Origin of the sequence: Devosia sp. SD17-2, assembly GCF_029201565.1 — a bacterium.
Taxonomy (GTDB): Bacteria; Pseudomonadota; Alphaproteobacteria; order Rhizobiales; family Devosiaceae; genus Devosia.
Genome location: NZ_CP104002.1, coordinates 1 through 16667, shown reverse-complemented (window position 1 = coordinate 16667; position 16667 = coordinate 1). Strand labels below are relative to the sequence as shown.

Sequence of the window (16667 nt, the reverse complement as noted above, 5' to 3'; positions counted from 1 at the left end):
AGCGGGACTAGAGGGCGGACGCGCCGGTTTCACCGGTGCGGATGCGGGTGACAGCCAGAAGGTCGAGGACGAAGATCTTGCCGTCGCCGATGCGCCCGGTCTGTGCAGCGTCACGAATGGCGTTGCTCACCTGGTCGGCGAGGTCCGTATCGACGGCGATTTCGAGTTTGAGCTTGGGCAGGAAATGAACCGCGTATTCCGTGCCGCGATAGATTTCGGAATGGCCCTTTTGGCGCCCGTAGCCTCTGACTTCTGTGACGGTCATGCCGTGGACATCGAGGGAATTGAGCGCTTGTCTCACCTCTTCCAGTCGCGACGGCTTGATGATGGCAACCACCAGCTTCATATGTGCCCCTTTCAGTGCTTCTGATCACTTCGCCCACTCTCCTACTCAAAAGCCGTGCCAAACCGGCGCGGCGGCACGAGAAAGGCCGGAATTGCTGGGGTTTTGCAGATTGGCGGCGGGAGTGCTAAGGAAACCGCGTCCTGTTCCAGAGGCTTGATTGCCCAATATTTTGGCAGTCTGATTATACGAGCTTAAAAGTTAATCACGACCTTGCGGCAATGACGCGCTTGCTCGTGACGCCAGCAATTGGAACAGTGGCGACAAAGGAGATTGACGATGATCGACCGCAAGCCAGAGCAATTCGACGTCATCATCGTTGGCGGTGGCCCGGTGGGCATGACGCTGGCCCTGGCGCTGGCCCAGTCGGCGCGCGGCATTCGTCTGGCGCTGGTCGATCGGCGGCCCCTGAGCGTGCCGCGGGACAATCGTGCCTCGGCCATTGCCGCCGGTGTGCGCCGGATTTTTGAGGCGCTGGGCGTCTGGGGCGAGATGGCGGCGCAGTCCCAGCCGATCAGCGCCATGCGCATCACCGATTCGGGCGAGGGCGACATTGCCAGGCCACTGTTTTTGCAGTTTGACGGCGAAGTGGCGCCTGGCGAGGCCTTCGCCCATATGGTGCCCAACCAGGCGAGTTCGGGCGCGCTGCTGAAGGCGCTGGGCGAGAGCGTCGATGTCATCGCGCCGGCCGAGATCGCAGACTGGAGGGGCGAGGGCGCGCGGGCGCGGCTCGTGCTGGCCGATGGGCGTGTGCTGGAAGCCGGGCTGATCGTCGCGGCCGACGGCGCGCAATCCTCTCTGCGGCAGCGGGCGGGGATTTCCGTCGTCCACCATGACTATCGCCAGACCGGGCTGGTGGCGACGATTGCGCACGAATTGGCGCATGACGGCGTGGCCTATGAGCATTTCCGCCCGTCCGGTCCCTTCGCAAGCCTGCCGCTGCCGGGCAATCGCTCGTCCCTGGTCTGGACGGAAACGGCCGAGCGGGCGCCGGAGTTTCTGGCCATGACGCCCGAACAGCTGGCCGCTGAGATCGAGGCGGTGATGGGCTCGAGCCTTGGCGCGGTGACGCTCGAGGACAAGCTGATGGGTTTTCCGCTGCGGCTGCAGATCGCGCGCGAGTTTATCGGGCCACGGCTGGCCCTCGTGGGCGACGCCGCTCATGTGGTCCATCCGATCGCCGGGCAGGGGCTCAATCTGGGCCTCAAGGACGTTGCGGCGCTGGCCGAGGTGATCGTCGAGGCGATGCGCCTGGGGCTCGATCATGGGGCCGAGGATGTGCTTGAGCGCTACCAGTCGTGGCGCCGGCTCGATACGGCCTCGATGGCGGTGATGACCGATGGGCTCAATCGCCTGTTTTCCAACGACATCGCCCCGGTCCGGGCGTTGCGCGACTTCGGGCTGGGGCTCGTTGATCGGGTGAGCCCGATCAAGTCAGCGCTGATCCGCACCGCCTCGGGAATTTCCCATGGCGGCCCCAAACTCCTCTCGGGTCTGCCGATCTGAGAATCGCCGTCGCCGCGCTGCTGCCGCAGGTAAAAAATGTGCAGACAGCGCAGCGAATTCGTCTTAGCCTCGTTAACGCATTGGCGGCGCATGGGTGCCGCCTTCCGGGAGCCAAAAAGGTTTGAGCAGGCACTTGCCACCCACAGCAGATAACGCCCTCGCATCGCAACTCGAACTCGCCTTTGAAGACAATCGCCTGGCTGCACAGCTCTATGGCGATTTCGACCAGAACCTCGCCCTCATCGAACAGCGACTGGCCGTTTCCGCGACCCCGCGGGGCAACCACGTCTTGCTCAAGGGTGCCGCGTCCAAGGTCGATCAGGCGCGCCGCGTCCTTGAATCGCTCTATACCGGCCTCGAAGAGGGTCGCACCGTCGACATCGCCGATGTCGATGCGGTGATCCGCATGGTCGAGACCGAGGACAGCCAGCTGACCCTGCCGACGCTCGAAAAGCGCGGCAAGGTGCGCATGGCCCAGATCGCCACGCGAAAGTCCACCATCGTTGCGCGCACCCCGGCGCAGGACGCCTATATGCGCGCCATGGACCGGAGCGAGCTGGTGTTCGGTGTGGGTCCGGCAGGTACCGGCAAGACCTATCTGGCGGTGGCACATGCCGCTTCGCTCCTTGAGCGCGGCGATATCAACCGCATCATTCTCTCGCGTCCGGCGGTGGAAGCGGGCGAGCGCCTGGGCTTCCTGCCCGGCGACATGAAGGACAAGGTCGATCCCTATCTGCGCCCGCTCTATGACGCCCTCTACGATATGATGAAGCCCGAAAACGTCGAGCGCTGCATCACCTCGGGCATCATCGAAGTGGCCCCGCTCGCCTTCATGCGCGGGCGCACGCTCGCCAATGCTGTGGTCATCCTCGACGAGGCGCAGAACACGACCTCGATGCAGATGAAGATGTTCCTCACACGCCTTGGTGAAAACTCTAAGATGATCGTCACCGGCGATCCGACCCAGGTCGATCTGCCGCGTGGGGAGAAATCGGGGCTGGTCGAGGCGGTAAACCTGCTCGACGGCGTCGAAGGCGTCCATATTTCGCGCTTCAACGACAAGGATGTGGTGCGCCACGCGCTTGTCGGCCGCATCGTGCGGGCCTATGAGGCGGATACCGCGCGCCGGCTCGCCGAAAAGGAAGGCGATACCACCGGCCTCGCGCGGACACTGGGCACCCTGCCACGTACGTGACGGCGGTGCCGTTCCGTCTTCGACCCTATCGATGAATGAGTGCAATGCCGCCGACCCCGCCGCTTGAAATTGCAGTCATCCGCAATGCGGATGACTGGCCCGAACATTTCGACGCCATCGCCGAACGCGCCGTGCTTGCCGCACTTGCCGGCTCGGGCGCCCGCATCAAGGGAGCTGCCGAAATCTCGGTGCTGCTCACCGATGACGAGGAGCAGCGCGATCTCAACGCGCAGTGGCGCGGCAAGGACAGCTCGACCAATGTGCTCAGTTTCCCCCAGATCGAGCCCTTCGGGCCGGTCATCGGGCTGCTCGGCGACATCACGCTGGCGCGGGAAACGCTGATCCGCGAGGCCGCCGAATTGGGCAAGAGCCCCGAAGATCATTTCACTCACCTCGTGGTGCATGGTTTTTTGCACATTTTAGGATATGATCATCTCGAAGAGGCCGAGGCCCTTCAAATGGAGAGCCTGGAAACCCAGATATTGGGCGGGCTCGGGATCGCAGATCCCTACGCAGACTAAGCCTTCGGATAGCCGTGGGCCGATACGCGCATTTTATAAGCACTGAGGATAGATACGCCGCTCTTGCGGCCTGAGACGATGACCGACAGCGACAATAGGGGCAAACGGGTGCCCGATAATCCCGACCCTCCTTCTAGCCCCGCCCTCGCACCTGCGGCGCGGGGGCCGAGCCTGATCAATCGCATCAAATCCCTCCTGACTCTCAGGACGGTATCGCTGCGCGACGATCTTCAAGTTGCGCTCGACGAGAATGCTGGCTCCGAAACCTCGGATTTTACCGAGAGCGAGCGCACCATCCTGCAGAACGTGCTCAAGCTCTCTGCAGTCTCCATCGACGACATCATGGTGGAGCGCTCCGATATCCAGGCGGTAAGCGCCGATATCCATCTGGGCGCACTGATCGCCCGGTTCCGGCAAGTGGGCCATTCGCGCCTTCCGGTCTATGAGAATGACCTCGATAACATCGTGGGCTTCATTCACATCAAGGACGCCATGGCCAAGATTACTGCGCCACTGAGCGATCCCGAGAAGGAAGATTCGGTCAAACTGCTGACCGCGGCCCTCAAGCAAAAGGTTGGCAAGCTGGGCATCACCCGCACGGCCATGTTCGTGCCGAGCTTCATGCCGGCCGGCGATCTCCTGCAGTCGATGCGCGCCAGCCGCACCCATATGGCCATCGTGGTCGACGAATATGGTGGCACCGACGGTCTCGTGACCATCGAGGACCTGCTCGAAGCCATCGTCGGCCAGATCGAGGACGAGCACGACGAAGCCGTCAGCGCCATGGTCCGCAAGGTGGGTGAAGACACCTATATCGCCAATGCCCGCGCCGAGCTCGAGGAAGTGCAGGCGGTGGTCGGCCCTGATTTCGATCCGGGTGACCATGCCGACGACGTCGACACGATCGGCGGTCTGGTGTTCGACCTTGCCGGCCATGTGCCCAAGCGCGGCGAAAAGGTGAATGGGCTCGACGGTTTCGAGTTCGAGATCCTGGCGGCCGATCCGCGCCGCATCAAGCGCCTGCGCATTCGCCGCAAGCGGGAGGGCGACACCGACGAGCTGCTGGCCATAACCGACCAGCGCAGCGACGCCCAAAGACTGGCCGCCGAATAGTGGCGGTTCATCACTTCACGCCAGCACATTGGCATAGTGTGCTGGCGGCCGTCCCCGCTGCCCTGAGGGTGGCGGACGGGGATGTGATCATCACCCAGACCATCGACGCCAATGGCTTCGACAAAGAGGGTGTGCGCCGCACCAGCGGCTCCAATCCCATGAACGGTCCCTTTCACGTCGACGGCGCCATGCCGGGCGACGTGCTTCAGGTCGACATCCTGCGGATGGACCCGATCCGGGCCCATGGCTGGACCCGCGGCGCGCTGGCGGCCAATGTCGTCGACCCCGAGCGGGTTCGGGAGCTGCCCCCGCGTGACCGGATCGACTGGGATATCGACCTCTCCGCCCGCACCCTGCGGCTGCGCGAAACCGTTCCCGGGCTTGAGCATCTGGTTCTGCCGCTCGAGCCCATGGTTGGCTGTTTTGGTGTCGCGCCGGCAGGCGGCGAAGCCATCTCGACGGCGACCAGCGCCGCCAATGGCGGCAATATGGATTATCGCGGTTTTGGGCCCGGCGCGCGCATCTGGTTTCCGGTGTTCGAGCCGGGCGCGCTGTTCTTCATTGGCGATTGCCACGCTCTCCAGGGAGATGGCGAGATTGTCGGCACCGGCGTTGAAACGGCGATGGAGGTAGAATTCCGCCTTTCCGTGCTGAAGGATCGCCGCCAGGCCTGGCCGCGTGGAGAGACGGCCGAGACGATTTATACGATCGGCAATGCCCGGCCGCTCGACCAGGCGCTGCAGCACGCCACCACAGAAATGTTCGACTGGCTGACGGGCGAGGAATATGGCCTCTCAAGCGTCGCTGCGAGCCATATCATGGGCCAGCTCGTGCGCTATGAGGTCGGCAATGTGTTTGACCCCGCCTATACGATGGCCTGCCACATGCCCAAGAAATACCTGCCGGAAAGCAAAAGGCCCCGATAAACGATATCGGAGCCTTCATAAATTCGCTTGGCGCCTGAGCGCGATCAGATCTGCTGGACGGCTTCCACGCCCGGCACGAAGTGGCGGAGCAGGTTCTCGATGCCGTTCTTGAGGGTTGCCGTCGAGGACGGGCAGCCCGAGCAGGCGCCCTGCATGTGCAGGAACACGGTGCCTTCCTTGAAACCCTTGAAGGTGATGTCGCCGCCATCCATGGCAACGGCCGGGCGCACGCGGGTCGCCAGCAGTTCCTTGATCACCTCGACCATTTCCTTGTCTTCGGCGTCGTAGAACTCGTCGCCGTCGTCGAGCGCGGAAGCGTCAAAGCCGCCTTCGGCGATGACCGGCTTGCCCGAGAGGAAGTGATCCATGATCACGCCGAGAATGGCCGGCTTGATATGGGCCCAGTTGGTGTCGTCCTTGGTGACCGAGATGAAATCGGAACCGAGGAACACGCCGGTGATGCCGGAGATGGAGAAAAGGCTCGCGGCCAGCGGCGAGACATCGGCAGCCTCGGCGGAGCGGAACTCGCGCGGCTCGCCGACGAGCACGTCGCGCCCGGGCAGGAATTTGAGCGTCGCCGGATTGGGAGTGGCTTCGGTCTGGATGAACATGGTACCTCCGGCGAAATTAGAACGCTTCTAAAATATCTGAGTTTGGGCGCGGCGCAAGGTCAATTTGCGCTGCTTTGTCGCGTGGCGCTGGATACAACCCATGCGCTAGGGACATATCATGATACGCGCATTCAGATATATCGGGGTCTTCGAGGGGATTACAACCCTGGCCCTCTTCCTCGTCGCCATGCCTGCCAAATACTGGCTGGGCATTCCCGATCTCGTGCCGCCGATCGGCGCCCTGCATGGGGCGGCCTTCGTGATCTATCTGGTCGCCATGGTTGTGTGTCTCTGGGGTCGGGGCTTTACCCCGCTGGAATGGGCGCGGACGACAATCGCCTCGTTCTTCCCCTTCGGTACGTTTCTCAACGACCCCTTCCTCAAGCGCAAGCAGCTGGCCTCAGCCGCGGCGTAAGCCGCTGGTGCCAGCCGCAGCCTAAAGCTGCTGGCGACTGCCGCAGCCTAAAGCAGCGTGCGGATGGCTGCCGTCAGGCGCTCGAGGTCCTCGGGGCGGCTCAACCTGTGGTCGCCATCCGGGATCAGGCTATAGGTCACCGGGTCGTGGAGGATATGGATCAGGAGTTTCTCAGCATGCGCCGGAGGCACGTCGGGATCGCGTCCGCCCTGCAGGATAATCACCGGGCAATTGGTCTCGATCGGCGAGCCCAGCAGCAAATGATATTTGCCATCGTCGAGCAGCGCCTGGCTGTAGCGATAGGGGCCGTCGCCATAGCGGCTGTCGAGCTCGACAAAACCGTCGCGCTGCAATTCGATCTGCTGGGCGGGCGTGAAACGGGCCGGGATGAGCGTTTCGGTGGCGTCGACCGCCGGGGCAATGAGCACGAGCCCCTTCACGCGCCCATCCCTGTTGGCGAGCAGCCGGCGCGCCAGCAGCAGGGCAAGCCAGCCACCCATCGAGGAGCCGATGATGATCTGGCTGCCTTCGGTGAGAGCAAAGACCGCCTCGGCCTCTTCGAGCCAGCGGCTGATGGTGCCATCTTCAAAAGCGCCGCCCGAAGCGCCGTGACCGGAATAATCGAAGCGGGTAACCCCAAGTCCGTTTTCGGCGCCAAACTGGTCGACAGCGCTCGCTTTGGCCCCCGTCATAACCGATCGGAAACCATTGAGCCAAAAAAGTCCGGGGTGCCGACCCTGTCGCCGCAGCACGGCAATATCACGCCCGGAGACACTCTGGCCGACGCGAAGTTTCTGCTGTATAAGGGAACTCATCGGCACTCTGTCGCTTTTGCTTCCCAAATGGGGCGCTTATCCGGCTCAACTGGCCTAAATTCAGCATTTCCGCCAGTTGACTTCTTGATCCGGTAACACGATTTTAGGGCCGATTTCACCCCCTTGCACCAATAGCACAAGGAACGCTTGCCATTCGCCGTCCAATGAGACCCGTGGCGCCCCAGAAGGATGGGCCGCTTGCCAATGAGGACATCACCAGCCCCGACGTTCAGCTGATCGACGCTGAGGGCGAGAACCGTGGCATCGTGCGCACGCGCGACGCCATGGCGGAAGCGCAGGAAGCGGGTCTGGACCTGGTCCTGATCGCCGCGAACTCGAACCCGCCTGTCGCCAAGATGCTAGACCTCGGCCGCTACAAGTATGCGGCCCAGAAGAAGGCAGCTGAAGCGCGCAAGAAGCAGAAGGTGATCGAGGTCAAGGAAGTTCAGCTCCGGCCGAACATCGATGATCACGACTACAACACCAAGATGAAGGCTGTGCAGCGCTTCCTCGACGATGGCGACCGCGTCAAGGTCACCATGCGTTTCCGTGGCCGTGAAATGGCTCACCAGGACATCGGCATGCAGCTCCTGATCAAGGTCAAGGAACAGATGGACGCCATCGCCAAGGTGGAAAGCCAGCCGCGTTCCGAAGGCCGTCAGATGGTGATGGTGCTGGCGCCAAAGTAAGGCGACGCCCCATCCGGACAATTTTAAAAGCGGGCCGCAAGGTCCGCTTTTTTTGTATCGCCTGCCCGGCGCATATGCGGCAATGTCGAGGGGCGCGGAACCAGTTGATTATCTCCGCGCCAAAGAGGTTTGCGGTTCCCGGGGGAGGGATGTCCACTGGCGGTCGCGAACCAGGCTGGGGGACACATGCATATTGACGGTAAGACAGGTGTTTCTCACGCTGACCGGCCCGCGCCGGAAGCGGAAGGTCAGGGCATTGTCGCCGGCGTCCATTTGATCGAACAGCTGCAGCGCCTTGAACTGGCAGCCCAGGTGGGTGGGCTCGGCGTCTGGGATTATGATATCGCTCTCGACCGCATGACCTGCGACCGGCGCTGGTATGCGATCATGGGGGCGGGACCCCGGCAGACCCATCGTTACTGTCGCCGACTTCCAGAGCGTCATTCACCCCGAGGACCGGGAGCGGGCCACTGAAGTGCAGAGCACGGCGCGTGAACTGCTCTCGGAGCGCAAGAACTACGGCATAGAGTTTCGCATCGTGCGCCCGGATGGTGAAATCCGCTGGGTGCGCTCCTCGGCGCTGATCTTTGACGATCGCGATGGCAATCCCGCGCGGGCCGTCGGCTATGTCATCGACGTCACCGACAGCTGGCTGGCCGAGCAGCAGCTCAAGAGGAACAATGATCTTCTCCGGGAGGAGAACCGCCAGCTCATGCGGCAGGCGCTGATCGACCCGGTGACCGGGATCAGCAACCGGCGGGCGCTGGACCAGGAGTTGGAGCGAGCCTGCAGCCTCGCCCGGCGCGACGGCACGTCTCTCTCGGTCGCGATGATCGATATCGACTATTTCAAGATCTACAACGACCATTACGGCCATCGGCAGGGCGATCTGGCGCTGGCCGCGGTCGCCGAGGCCATCGCTTCGGCCGCCTGGCGACCCTATGACACGGCGGCGCGCTATGGCGGGGAAGAATTTTGCCTCGTACTGCCCGAGTCCTCCAATCCGCGCCAGGTGCTGGAGCGGATCATGGACAATGTGCGCAGGCTGGCGCTTCCCCATGCCGCCTCGCCGCTTGGGTCCGTGCTGACCATCAGTTGTGGCTGCGTTGCCGGAGTGTCGGGCGAGGGGCTCGATCCAGTGGCCTTGATTGAAGCCAGCGATGCCCAGCTCTATCGCGCCAAGCAGGCTGGGCGGAACCGGATCTGCATGCTGGGCCAATAGGCTGCAGCAATAACAAAAGGCCCGTTTCGAAAAACGGGCCTTTGTTGGTTAGACGTCCAGATTGCTCACATTGAGCGCATTGTCCTGGATGAAGTCGCGGCGCGGCTCGACCAGGTCGCCCATGAGGGCGGTAAAGATCTGGTCGGCCTCGTCGGTCTTGTCGATCTCGACGCGCAGCAGGGTGCGGGCATTGGGATCGAGGGTCGTTTCCCAGAGCTGCTCGGCATTCATTTCGCCGAGGCCTTTATAGCGCTGCAGCGACACGCCCTTGCGGCCGGCATCGGTGACGGCCTTGAACAGCGAGGTCGGTCCGAAGATGTTGATGGTGTCGCCCTTGCGGGTGAGCGTCGGCACGCCGCCGAACAATTCATCGAGCCGTTCGGCCAATTGGCGCAGCTTGCGGGCGTCCGCGCTCTGGAGGAGGGCGCGGTCGATCTGGTGGGTCTCGGTGACGCCGCGCACGGTGCGCGAGAAGGCCAGGGCCTCGTCCTCGGTGATCTCGCCGGTCCAGCCGCGCTCGAGTTCGTCGGAAATCCGGTCAAGGCGGCTGGCGACACGCTTGAGCGTCTCCCCGCTCTTGGTCGGATCGGACATGCCATCGGGATCCAGTCCGCCGACAATGGCGGTCTGCTCGACAAGACTGCGATTGTAGCGCGTGTTGAGATTGTCGATGGCGTAGGTGATGTCACGCGCCTGCTGCAGGATGCCCAGGAGATCCGGACCGGCATGTTCGATGCCGTCGCGGGTCTTGAACACGGCGTCTTCAAGCCCGCCCTGGAGCAGATAGTCTTCCAGCGCGCGCTCGTCCTTGAGATAGAGCTCGGAGCGGCCACGCGTGGCTTTATAGAGCGGCGGCTGGGCGATGTAGATGTGTCCGCGCTCGAGCAGGGCCGGGGTCTGCCGGTAGAAGAAGGTCAGCAGCAGGGTGCGGATATGGGCGCCGTCGACGTCGGCGTCCGTCATGATGATGATCTTGTGGTAGCGCAGCTTGTCCGGGTTGAACTCTTCCCGGCCGATGCCCGTGCCGAGCGCGGTGATCAGCGTGCCGACCTGGTCGGACGAAATCATGCGGTCAAAGCGGGCGCGCTCGACGTTGAGAATCTTGCCGCGCAGCGGCAGCACAGCCTGGTTCGAGCGGTCGCGGCCCTGCTTGGCCGAACCACCTGCCGAGTCACCCTCGACGATGAAGATTTCAGACTTCGCCGGGTCGCGTTCCTGGCAGTCGGCCAGCTTGCCGGGCAGGGACGAGATTTCGAGTGCGCCCTTGCGACGGGTCAGCTCGCGCGCCTTGCGGGCGGCTTCGCGCGCCGCAGCGGCCTCGGCCACCTTTGCGACGATCGTCTTGGCTTCGTTCGGGTGCTCCTCGAACCACTGGCCGAGCTTTTCGTTGACGATGTTCTCGACGACCGGGCGGACTTCGGACGAGACCAGCTTGTCCTTGGTCTGGGAGGAGAATTTCGGGTCCGGGACCTTCACCGAGAGGACGCAGGTAAGCCCTTCGCGGGTGTCATCACCCGAGAGCGTCACCTTTTCCTTCTTGGAAATGCCGGAGCTTTCAGCATAGCCGGTCACCTGACGCGTCAGCGCACCGCGCAGGCCCGCAAGGTGCGTGCCGCCATCGCGCTGCGGGATGTTGTTGGTGAAGCAGAGCACGTTCTCGTGGTAGCTGTCGTTCCACTGCAGCGCCACTTCGACGGTGATGCCGTCCTTTTCTGAGCGCATCATGATCGGGGTTTCGATCACCGGCTGCTTGGACTTGTCGAGATAGCGCACGAAAGCCTCGAGCCCGCCTTCGTAGAACAGATCGATCTCGATCGGCTCGGGATGGCGGCGATCGGCGAGCAGGATGTGCACGCCCGAATTGAGGAAGGCCAGTTCGCGCAGGCGATGCTCAAGCGTCTTGAAGTCGAAATCGACCATGGTGAAGGTGTCGGACGACGGCAGGAAGGTCACTTCCGTGCCCGAACGGCCTTCGTATTCGCCCACTTCCTTGAGCGGCGCATCGGCGACGCCATGGGTAAAGGTGATCTCGTGGACCTTGCCGTCGCGACGGATGCGCAGCTTGAGGAACACCGAAAGCGCGTTCACGACCGAGACGCCCACGCCGTGCAGGCCGCCGGAAACCTTGTAGGAGTTCTGGTCGAACTTACCGCCGGCGTGCAGCTGGGTCATGATGACCTCGGCCGCCGAGACGCCTTCTTCCTTGTGGATGCCCACCGGAATGCCGCGACCATTGTCCGTTACGGTGACAGAGCCATCGGCATTGAGCGTGACCGTCACCAGATCGGCGTGGCCGGCAAGGGCCTCGTCAATGGCGTTGTCGACCACCTCGTAGACCATGTGGTGCAGGCCCGAACCGTCATCGGTGTCGCCGATATACATGCCCGGGCGCTTGCGCACCGCGTCGAGACCCTTGAGCACCTTGATGCTGTCGGCGCCATATTCGTTCGGGGTGGTGTTTTCGGCTTCGCTCATGGGGTCCGAATCAGTCCTTTTCGAAGTCTTTTAGTTCTAGCGGAATGGGGCTTGAACCCCAAGAAAATTGCCGGTTTTTAAGGCTTTTGCTGGGCATAAGGACAAGTTTTTGGGCCGCAGGGCTTGCTCTGGTCCGTAACGGGGCGCCAGAGGCTGGCAAGAGTAAAAATTACTCGTGCGTCAAGCGTCCGTCGCGCACCGTGATGCGTTGTGCCCGGTCTTCCAAAGCCTCGAACAGCAGCGGGTCGGTGCCGGTGAGGAAACACTGCGTGCCCAGCCCGTCGAGGGCCGCAAACAGCGCCCGGCGGCGTTCGGGATCGAGATGGGCGGCGATCTCATCGAGCAGCAGGAAGGGCACGATCCCGGTCCGCAGGCGCACCAGCCGCGCATGGGCAAGGATCAGTCCGATGAGGAGGGCCTTTTGTTCGCCCGTGGAGCCCAGGGCAGCCGGCATGGCCTTCTGGGCGTGCACCACTTCGAGATCGACGCGGTGTGGCCCTAATGTGGTGCGCCCGGCAGCCCGATCAAGGCCGCGCAACGCATGCCAGCGCTGCGCCAGCTCGGCCTCGAGCGCTGCCGATGTGGCCGGTTCTGCTCCGGTCTCGAACAGCGGCGTCAGGGCAAGGAGCGCGGCCGGAAAGCTGGCGTCCTCAAGGCTGTCGGTGATCAGGCTCTGGAGATGGCTGAGGCTGTCGGTACGCGCCAGGTGGATGGAGGCGCCCAGTTCGGCCATCTGCGCCTCAATGGCGCCCAGCCAATGGGCGTCGCCGCCCTCTTCGAGCAGCTTGTTGCGCTGGCGCATGGCCTTTTCGAAATCGGCGACCGAGGAGGAGTGCGAGGGAATGAGCGTCGTCACCAACCGATCGAGGAAGCGGCGGCGCTCGCCTGCCGGGCCGGAGAAGAGCCCGTCCATCGCCGGCGTCAGCCAGAGCACGCGCATATAGTCGCTCATCGCCTCGATGGAGCGGGCATTGGCGCCATTGATGCGCACGCGCCGACCGCCCTCGGGCAGGGCGCCGGTGCCGATATCGGCGGGGCCATTGTCGGTCTCAATGGTTGCGGCTACTGCCCAGCCCATGTCAGAGCCCTGCGCCTGCAGGGTCTCAAAACTCGCCCCGCGCAACCCGCGCCCCGGCGACAGAACAGAAATTGCTTCGAGGAGATTGGTCTTGCCCGAGCCATTTGGGCCGGTGAGCACCAGATGGCGCTCGTCGAGGTCGAGTGCGGCAGCGCTGTAATTGCGGAAGGCGGTGAGCCGCAGGCGGGAGATGTGGCGGATCATGATTTGCTGGTACCCAACGCTCGGCCCGGACCGCCAGAGGAAGTACACCCCTCATCCCGACCGAATTCGGTAGCGAATTCGGTGACCCTTCGGGCACCCTCTCCCTCAAGGGAAGAGGGGGGTATCGCGTTCTTGGCAATCGCCAGCCTGCCCCTCTCCCCTGGAGGGAGAGGGTGGATCGCCCAAAGGGCGAGACGGGTGAGGGGGGTGGATATCAAGGTGAGTGCTGGACACGCCCCGATCACACGCGCATCGGCATCAGGACGTAAAGGGCGTTGGCGTCGCCTTCTTCCTTGACCAGGGTCGGGGAGTTGGCGTCGTTGAACAGGAAGATCGCGCTTTCGCTGCGGATCTGGCTGACGATGTCGAGCAGATAGCGGGCGTTGAAGCCGATTTCGAAATTCTCGATCTCGAATTCGACCGCCAGTTCTTCGCTTGCCGTACCATGGTCAGGATTGGTGACCGAGAGTTCGAGCAGGCCGTCATGGGCGGCAAGCTTGACCGCCTTGCCGCCGCGATCGGAGGCAATGGTCGAGACGCGGTCGACGGCAATGGCAAAGCCCTGCTTGTCGACGATCATCTGCTTGTCGTTGTTCTTGGGCGTCACTCGGTCGTAATCGGGGAACGTGCCTTCGATGAGCTTGGACAGCAGCACGACCGGGCCGACGGTGAAGCGGATCTTTGTGTCCGAAACCTCGACATGAACGTCACCATCGACGCCGTCGAGCAGTTTGAGAACTTCGCCCACGGTCTTTTTCGGCACGATAATGCCGCTCATGCCGCTGGCGCCCTCGGGGGCTGCGATCTCGGCACGGGCCATGCGGTGACCATCGGTGGCCACGGCGCGGAACAGCCAGCCGGTCTGGGAATTCTCGACGGCGTGGAAATAGATGCCGTTGAGATAGTAGCGCGTCTCTTCGTTGGAGATCGCGAACTGGGTGCGTTCGATGAGCTCGCGCAGCGATGCAGCGGCAATGTCGAACTCATGGGCAAAGGCGCCGGACTTGAGATCGGGGAAGCTCTCGGGCGACAGGCAGGCCAGATTGAAACGCGAGCGGCCGGAGGTGAGAACCATGTTCTCCCCGCCATCGGTCTCGAGCCGGACTTCGGCGCCGTCGGCGAGCTTGCGCACGATTTCATAAAGCGTATGGGCCGGTACCGTGGTGGTGCCGGGGGTCGAGACCATGGCCGGCACGCTCTCGGTGACCTCGATGTCGAGGTCCGTGGCGCGCAGCTCGATATGGTCTTCACTGGCCTTGAACAGGACGTTGGCCAGGATCGGATAGGTGTTGCGGCGCTCCACCACCCGATGCACATGGCTCAGCGACTTGAGCAGGTGATTGCGTTCGAGCGTGACTTTCATAGCGGCACTTTCCTGGCGATAGGCGACAGCAAAACCGGCGAAGGGCCGGGGCAGGACGTTTACAGTTTCATAAGGAATTGGCAAGGCCAGCGGGGATTTGCCGGTCGCCAAACTGTGGATCAGCTCTGGAAATAGACGGTGATGGAGAAGCGCTCCATTGTTCCGGCCCCAAGTTCCTCGAGCCCGGTGAAGGGTGTGCAGTCGGATACGGCCCTGAGGACGCTTTCGGCGAGGACCGGATATTTGCTGGCCTGCTTGAGGCTCTCAGCGGGAATAACCGCCGTTCCGTCAAGCTGACCATTACCGAAAAAGCCGACATCAAGCGCAATTCTGAGGCCCTCGGCGCCTTCCGGCACATTCCAGCAGTCGATCAGCTGCTGCTGCACGCGAATGGCGATGGCCTGGCTCTGCTTGAGATAGGCATCGGGGGTCAGCTGCTGGGCGAAGGCCGGAGCGGAAAGGGAAAAAACCAGGGCGACGGCAAATAAGAAGCGATTCATCCCCCGCTGGTGCCGCCTTGTTCGGGCCGAAACATGGCCGTTGCCAAAGAGTGCCCAGCTTTATTTCCCCCGGGCGCTAAGGCGAAGCATCGCCTTGGGGCCAAACGAGCGCAACCCCTCATCATAAAAATGAGGGGCTGCCAGAGGCTTGTAAAAGCTGGGGCCTCGAAAGAGCGGCGGCAGCGCTTTCTCGCACCGATAGTGCGGGAAAAATGTCGCGCCTATTCCTCGAGCATGCGCTTCAGAAGTTCGATTTCCTGGCCGAGTTCGAGATCGTCCTTGATCATCTGTTCGACCTTGCGCACCGAGTGCAGCACGGTGGTGTGATCGCGGCCGCCGAAGCGACGACCGATCTCGGGCAGCGAGCGGCTGGTCAGCGCCTTGGCCAGATACATGGCGATCTGGCGCGGACGCACCACATCGCGCGAGCGGCGGGCGGACAGCAGTTCGTTGCGCGGCACCTTGTAGTGGCGAGAGACAATTTTGAGGATGTCCTCGATACGGACGCGCTTGGCGTCGCGGGCGCGGATCAGGTCGGCCAGCGTCTTTTCGGCCAGCGGCACGGTGATCAGCTCACCGGTCAACTGGTTGGCAGCGACGAGACGGTTTACGGCGCCATCGAGGTCGCGGCCGTGGCTGGTGACGGCGCGGGCGACATAGTCGAGCACCGGCAGCGGGAAGTGCATGCCGAAGCGAGCCGTGGCGTGTTCGGCCCGGCGCTGCACGATGGCGCGACGCAGGTCGATGTCGAAATTGGAGATCGGCACGACAAGGCCACCCGAAAGGCGCGAGCGCACGCGCTCATCGAGCATTTCGAGATCGCGCGGCGGCGCATCGCCGGCCACCACGATCTGCTTGGCGCCGGTCAGAAGCGCACCGAGCGTGTGACCGAATTCAGTGGCCGACTTGCCCTGCAGGAACTGCATGTCGTCGATCAGCAGCAGGTCGACCTTGCGCAGCCATTCCTTGAAGCCGAGCGCCGACTGGCGCTGCACGGCGGTGATGAAATGGTACATGAAGTGGTCGGCGGTCAGATAGACGATGTTCTTGGTCGAATCGGCCTGGCTGACAGCGTGGGCAATGGCGTTGAGCAGGTGCGATTTGCCCAGGCCCACGGTCGAATGGATATAGACCGGGTTGAATGTGACCGTGTTGTTGATCGCCGCATTGGCGATCTGCTTGGCCACGCCCAGCGCCATTTCATTGGCATCGCCGGCAACGAAGCTGTCAAAGGTCATGCGCGGATCGATAGCGCTACCCGAAAGGGCGTCGCCCTTGGCCGGCTCGCGGCTCATGCGCGGCGCTGCCGGAGCAGCTGCGGCCTTGTCAGCGGGTGCGGTGTCAGCGGAAGCGGGGCCGGCGATCTGGGCCACTGGCGCTTCAGCGACCGGCGCGGGAGCGACCGAGAGGCGCGGGCGGGCCTGGCCATTGACCCGCATGGTGACCTGCAGGCGGCCCGCTTCGGGAACGTCGTGACGGAAGGCCTCGACGATGCGGTCGGCGTAATTGGACTGGACCCAGGAGCAGAGGAAGCGGGTCGGGGCGGACAGGTGCACCAGGTCGTCGACGAGCTCTTCAAGCTCAAGCCGGGCAAACCAGGAGGCAAAGACATCTTCGCCGACAGCCGTTTTGAGGCGGGCGCGCACCCGGTTCCAGAGTTCGCGCTGGGCTTCGGAATTGGTATCGGTCAT

General features: G+C 63.1%; 16 protein-coding genes. 8 read left to right on the top strand and 8 right to left on the bottom strand.

Annotation, left to right across the window (positions count from 1 at the left end; translation table 11 throughout):
* Positions 1-7: 7 nt before the first annotated feature.
* Positions 8-346 (bottom strand): P-II family nitrogen regulator, encoded by a 339-nt coding sequence (locus tag NYQ88_RS00080; RefSeq protein ID WP_275652967.1) that lies wholly within the window; start codon positions 344-346, stop codon positions 8-10.
* A 276-nt stretch (positions 347-622) separates the two neighbouring features.
* On the opposite strand from NYQ88_RS00080, the gene NYQ88_RS00075 reads away from it, so the two are divergent.
* From NYQ88_RS00075 to NYQ88_RS00055, 5 genes are all read left to right on the top strand, one after another.
* Positions 623-1849 carry an FAD-dependent monooxygenase gene (locus NYQ88_RS00075; RefSeq protein ID WP_275652966.1) on the top strand — a complete coding sequence of 409 codons (1227 nt, stop codon included), beginning with the start codon at positions 623-625 and terminating at the stop codon, positions 1847-1849.
* Between the two features lie 133 nt (positions 1850-1982).
* A complete protein-coding gene (locus tag NYQ88_RS00070) occupies positions 1983-3044 on the top strand; it encodes a PhoH family protein (protein WP_275652965.1) in 1062 nt (353 codons plus the stop codon).
* A gap of 44 nt (positions 3045-3088) precedes the next feature.
* A complete protein-coding gene (gene ybeY / locus NYQ88_RS00065) occupies positions 3089-3565 on the top strand; it encodes an rRNA maturation RNase YbeY (RefSeq protein WP_275652964.1) in 477 nt (158 codons plus the stop codon).
* 108 nt (positions 3566-3673) lie between these two features.
* Positions 3674-4678 (top strand): hemolysin family protein, encoded by a 1005-nt coding sequence (locus NYQ88_RS00060; protein ID WP_275652963.1) that lies wholly within the window; start codon positions 3674-3676, stop codon positions 4676-4678.
* The gene (locus NYQ88_RS00055; RefSeq protein ID WP_275652962.1) at positions 4678-5604 is read left to right on the top strand and encodes an acetamidase/formamidase family protein; all 927 of its coding nucleotides are present in this window, start codon (positions 4678-4680) and stop codon (positions 5602-5604) included. Before NYQ88_RS00060 ends, NYQ88_RS00055 begins: the two co-directional genes overlap by 1 nt.
* A 44-nt stretch (positions 5605-5648) precedes the next feature.
* Here the strand turns inward: NYQ88_RS00055 and NYQ88_RS00050 are convergent, their stop codons facing one another.
* A complete protein-coding gene (locus NYQ88_RS00050; RefSeq protein WP_275652961.1) occupies positions 5649-6215 on the bottom strand; it encodes a NifU family protein in 567 nt (188 codons plus the stop codon).
* A gap of 118 nt (positions 6216-6333) precedes the next feature.
* On the opposite strand from NYQ88_RS00050, the gene NYQ88_RS00045 reads away from it, so the two are divergent.
* Positions 6334-6630 carry a DUF3817 domain-containing protein gene (locus tag NYQ88_RS00045; RefSeq protein WP_275652960.1) on the top strand — a complete coding sequence of 99 codons (297 nt, stop codon included), beginning with the start codon at positions 6334-6336 and terminating at the stop codon, positions 6628-6630.
* Between the two features lie 47 nt (positions 6631-6677).
* Here the strand turns inward: NYQ88_RS00045 and NYQ88_RS00040 are convergent, their stop codons facing one another.
* Complete coding sequence (locus NYQ88_RS00040; protein ID WP_275652959.1) at positions 6678-7322, bottom strand: alpha/beta hydrolase; 645 nt, start codon at positions 7320-7322, stop codon at positions 6678-6680.
* 275 nt (positions 7323-7597) lie between these two features.
* On the opposite strand from NYQ88_RS00040, the gene infC reads away from it, so the two are divergent.
* Both infC and NYQ88_RS00030 read left to right on the top strand, forming a co-directional pair.
* Positions 7598-8134 (top strand): translation initiation factor IF-3, encoded by a 537-nt coding sequence (gene infC, locus NYQ88_RS00035; protein WP_275654971.1) that lies wholly within the window; start codon positions 7598-7600, stop codon positions 8132-8134.
* 379 nt (positions 8135-8513) lie between these two features.
* The gene (locus NYQ88_RS00030) at positions 8514-9356 is read left to right on the top strand and encodes a sensor domain-containing diguanylate cyclase (RefSeq protein WP_275652958.1); all 843 of its coding nucleotides are present in this window, start codon (positions 8514-8516) and stop codon (positions 9354-9356) included.
* 48 nt (positions 9357-9404) lie between these two features.
* Here the strand turns inward: NYQ88_RS00030 and gyrB are convergent, their stop codons facing one another.
* The 5 genes from gyrB to dnaA form a co-directional block, all read right to left on the bottom strand.
* The gene (gyrB, locus tag NYQ88_RS00025) at positions 9405-11831 is read right to left on the bottom strand and encodes a DNA topoisomerase (ATP-hydrolyzing) subunit B (protein WP_275652957.1); all 2427 of its coding nucleotides are present in this window, start codon (positions 11829-11831) and stop codon (positions 9405-9407) included.
* Positions 11832-12000: 169 nt separating this feature from the next.
* Entirely contained in the window at positions 12001-13113 is a 1113-nt protein-coding gene (gene recF / locus NYQ88_RS00020) for a DNA replication/repair protein RecF (protein WP_275652956.1), read from the bottom strand.
* Between the two features lie 241 nt (positions 13114-13354).
* Positions 13355-14476 carry a DNA polymerase III subunit beta gene (gene dnaN / locus NYQ88_RS00015; RefSeq protein ID WP_275652955.1) on the bottom strand — a complete coding sequence of 374 codons (1122 nt, stop codon included), beginning with the start codon at positions 14474-14476 and terminating at the stop codon, positions 13355-13357.
* Between the two features lie 119 nt (positions 14477-14595).
* Complete coding sequence (locus NYQ88_RS00010) at positions 14596-14976, bottom strand: hypothetical protein (protein ID WP_275652954.1); 381 nt, start codon at positions 14974-14976, stop codon at positions 14596-14598.
* Between the two features lie 221 nt (positions 14977-15197).
* Positions 15198-16667, bottom strand: coding sequence for a chromosomal replication initiator protein DnaA (dnaA, locus tag NYQ88_RS00005; protein ID WP_275652953.1), 1470 nt, complete (start codon positions 16665-16667; stop codon positions 15198-15200).

Bases quoted from the DNA above. Each gene is read 5' to 3' on its own strand.
- NYQ88_RS00080 (WP_275652967.1), bottom strand. From the start codon at position 346: ATGAAGCTGGTGGTTGCCATCATCAAGCCGTCGCGACTGGAAGAGGTG.
- NYQ88_RS00075 (WP_275652966.1), top strand. From the start codon at position 623: ATGATCGACCGCAAGCCAGAGCAATTCGACGTCATCATCGTTGGCGGT.
- ybeY (WP_275652964.1), top strand. From the start codon at position 3,089: ATGCCGCCGACCCCGCCGCTTGAAATTGCAGTCATCCGCAATGCGGAT.
- NYQ88_RS00050 (WP_275652961.1), bottom strand. From the start codon at position 6,215: ATGTTCATCCAGACCGAAGCCACTCCCAATCCGGCGACGCTCAAATTC.
- NYQ88_RS00045 (WP_275652960.1), top strand. From the start codon at position 6,334: ATGATACGCGCATTCAGATATATCGGGGTCTTCGAGGGGATTACAACC.
- NYQ88_RS00040 (WP_275652959.1), bottom strand. From the start codon at position 7,322: ATGACGGGGGCCAAAGCGAGCGCTGTCGACCAGTTTGGCGCCGAAAAC.
- NYQ88_RS00030 (WP_275652958.1), top strand. From the start codon at position 8,514: ATGCGATCATGGGGGCGGGACCCCGGCAGACCCATCGTTACTGTCGCC.
- gyrB (WP_275652957.1), bottom strand. From the start codon at position 11,831: ATGAGCGAAGCCGAAAACACCACCCCGAACGAATATGGCGCCGACAGC.
- recF (WP_275652956.1), bottom strand. From the start codon at position 13,113: ATGATCCGCCACATCTCCCGCCTGCGGCTCACCGCCTTCCGCAATTAC.
- dnaN (WP_275652955.1), bottom strand. From the start codon at position 14,476: ATGAAAGTCACGCTCGAACGCAATCACCTGCTCAAGTCGCTGAGCCAT.
- NYQ88_RS00010 (WP_275652954.1), bottom strand. From the start codon at position 14,976: ATGAATCGCTTCTTATTTGCCGTCGCCCTGGTTTTTTCCCTTTCCGCT.
- dnaA (WP_275652953.1), bottom strand. From the start codon at position 16,667: ATGACCGATACCAATTCCGAAGCCCAGCGCGAACTCTGGAACCGGGTG.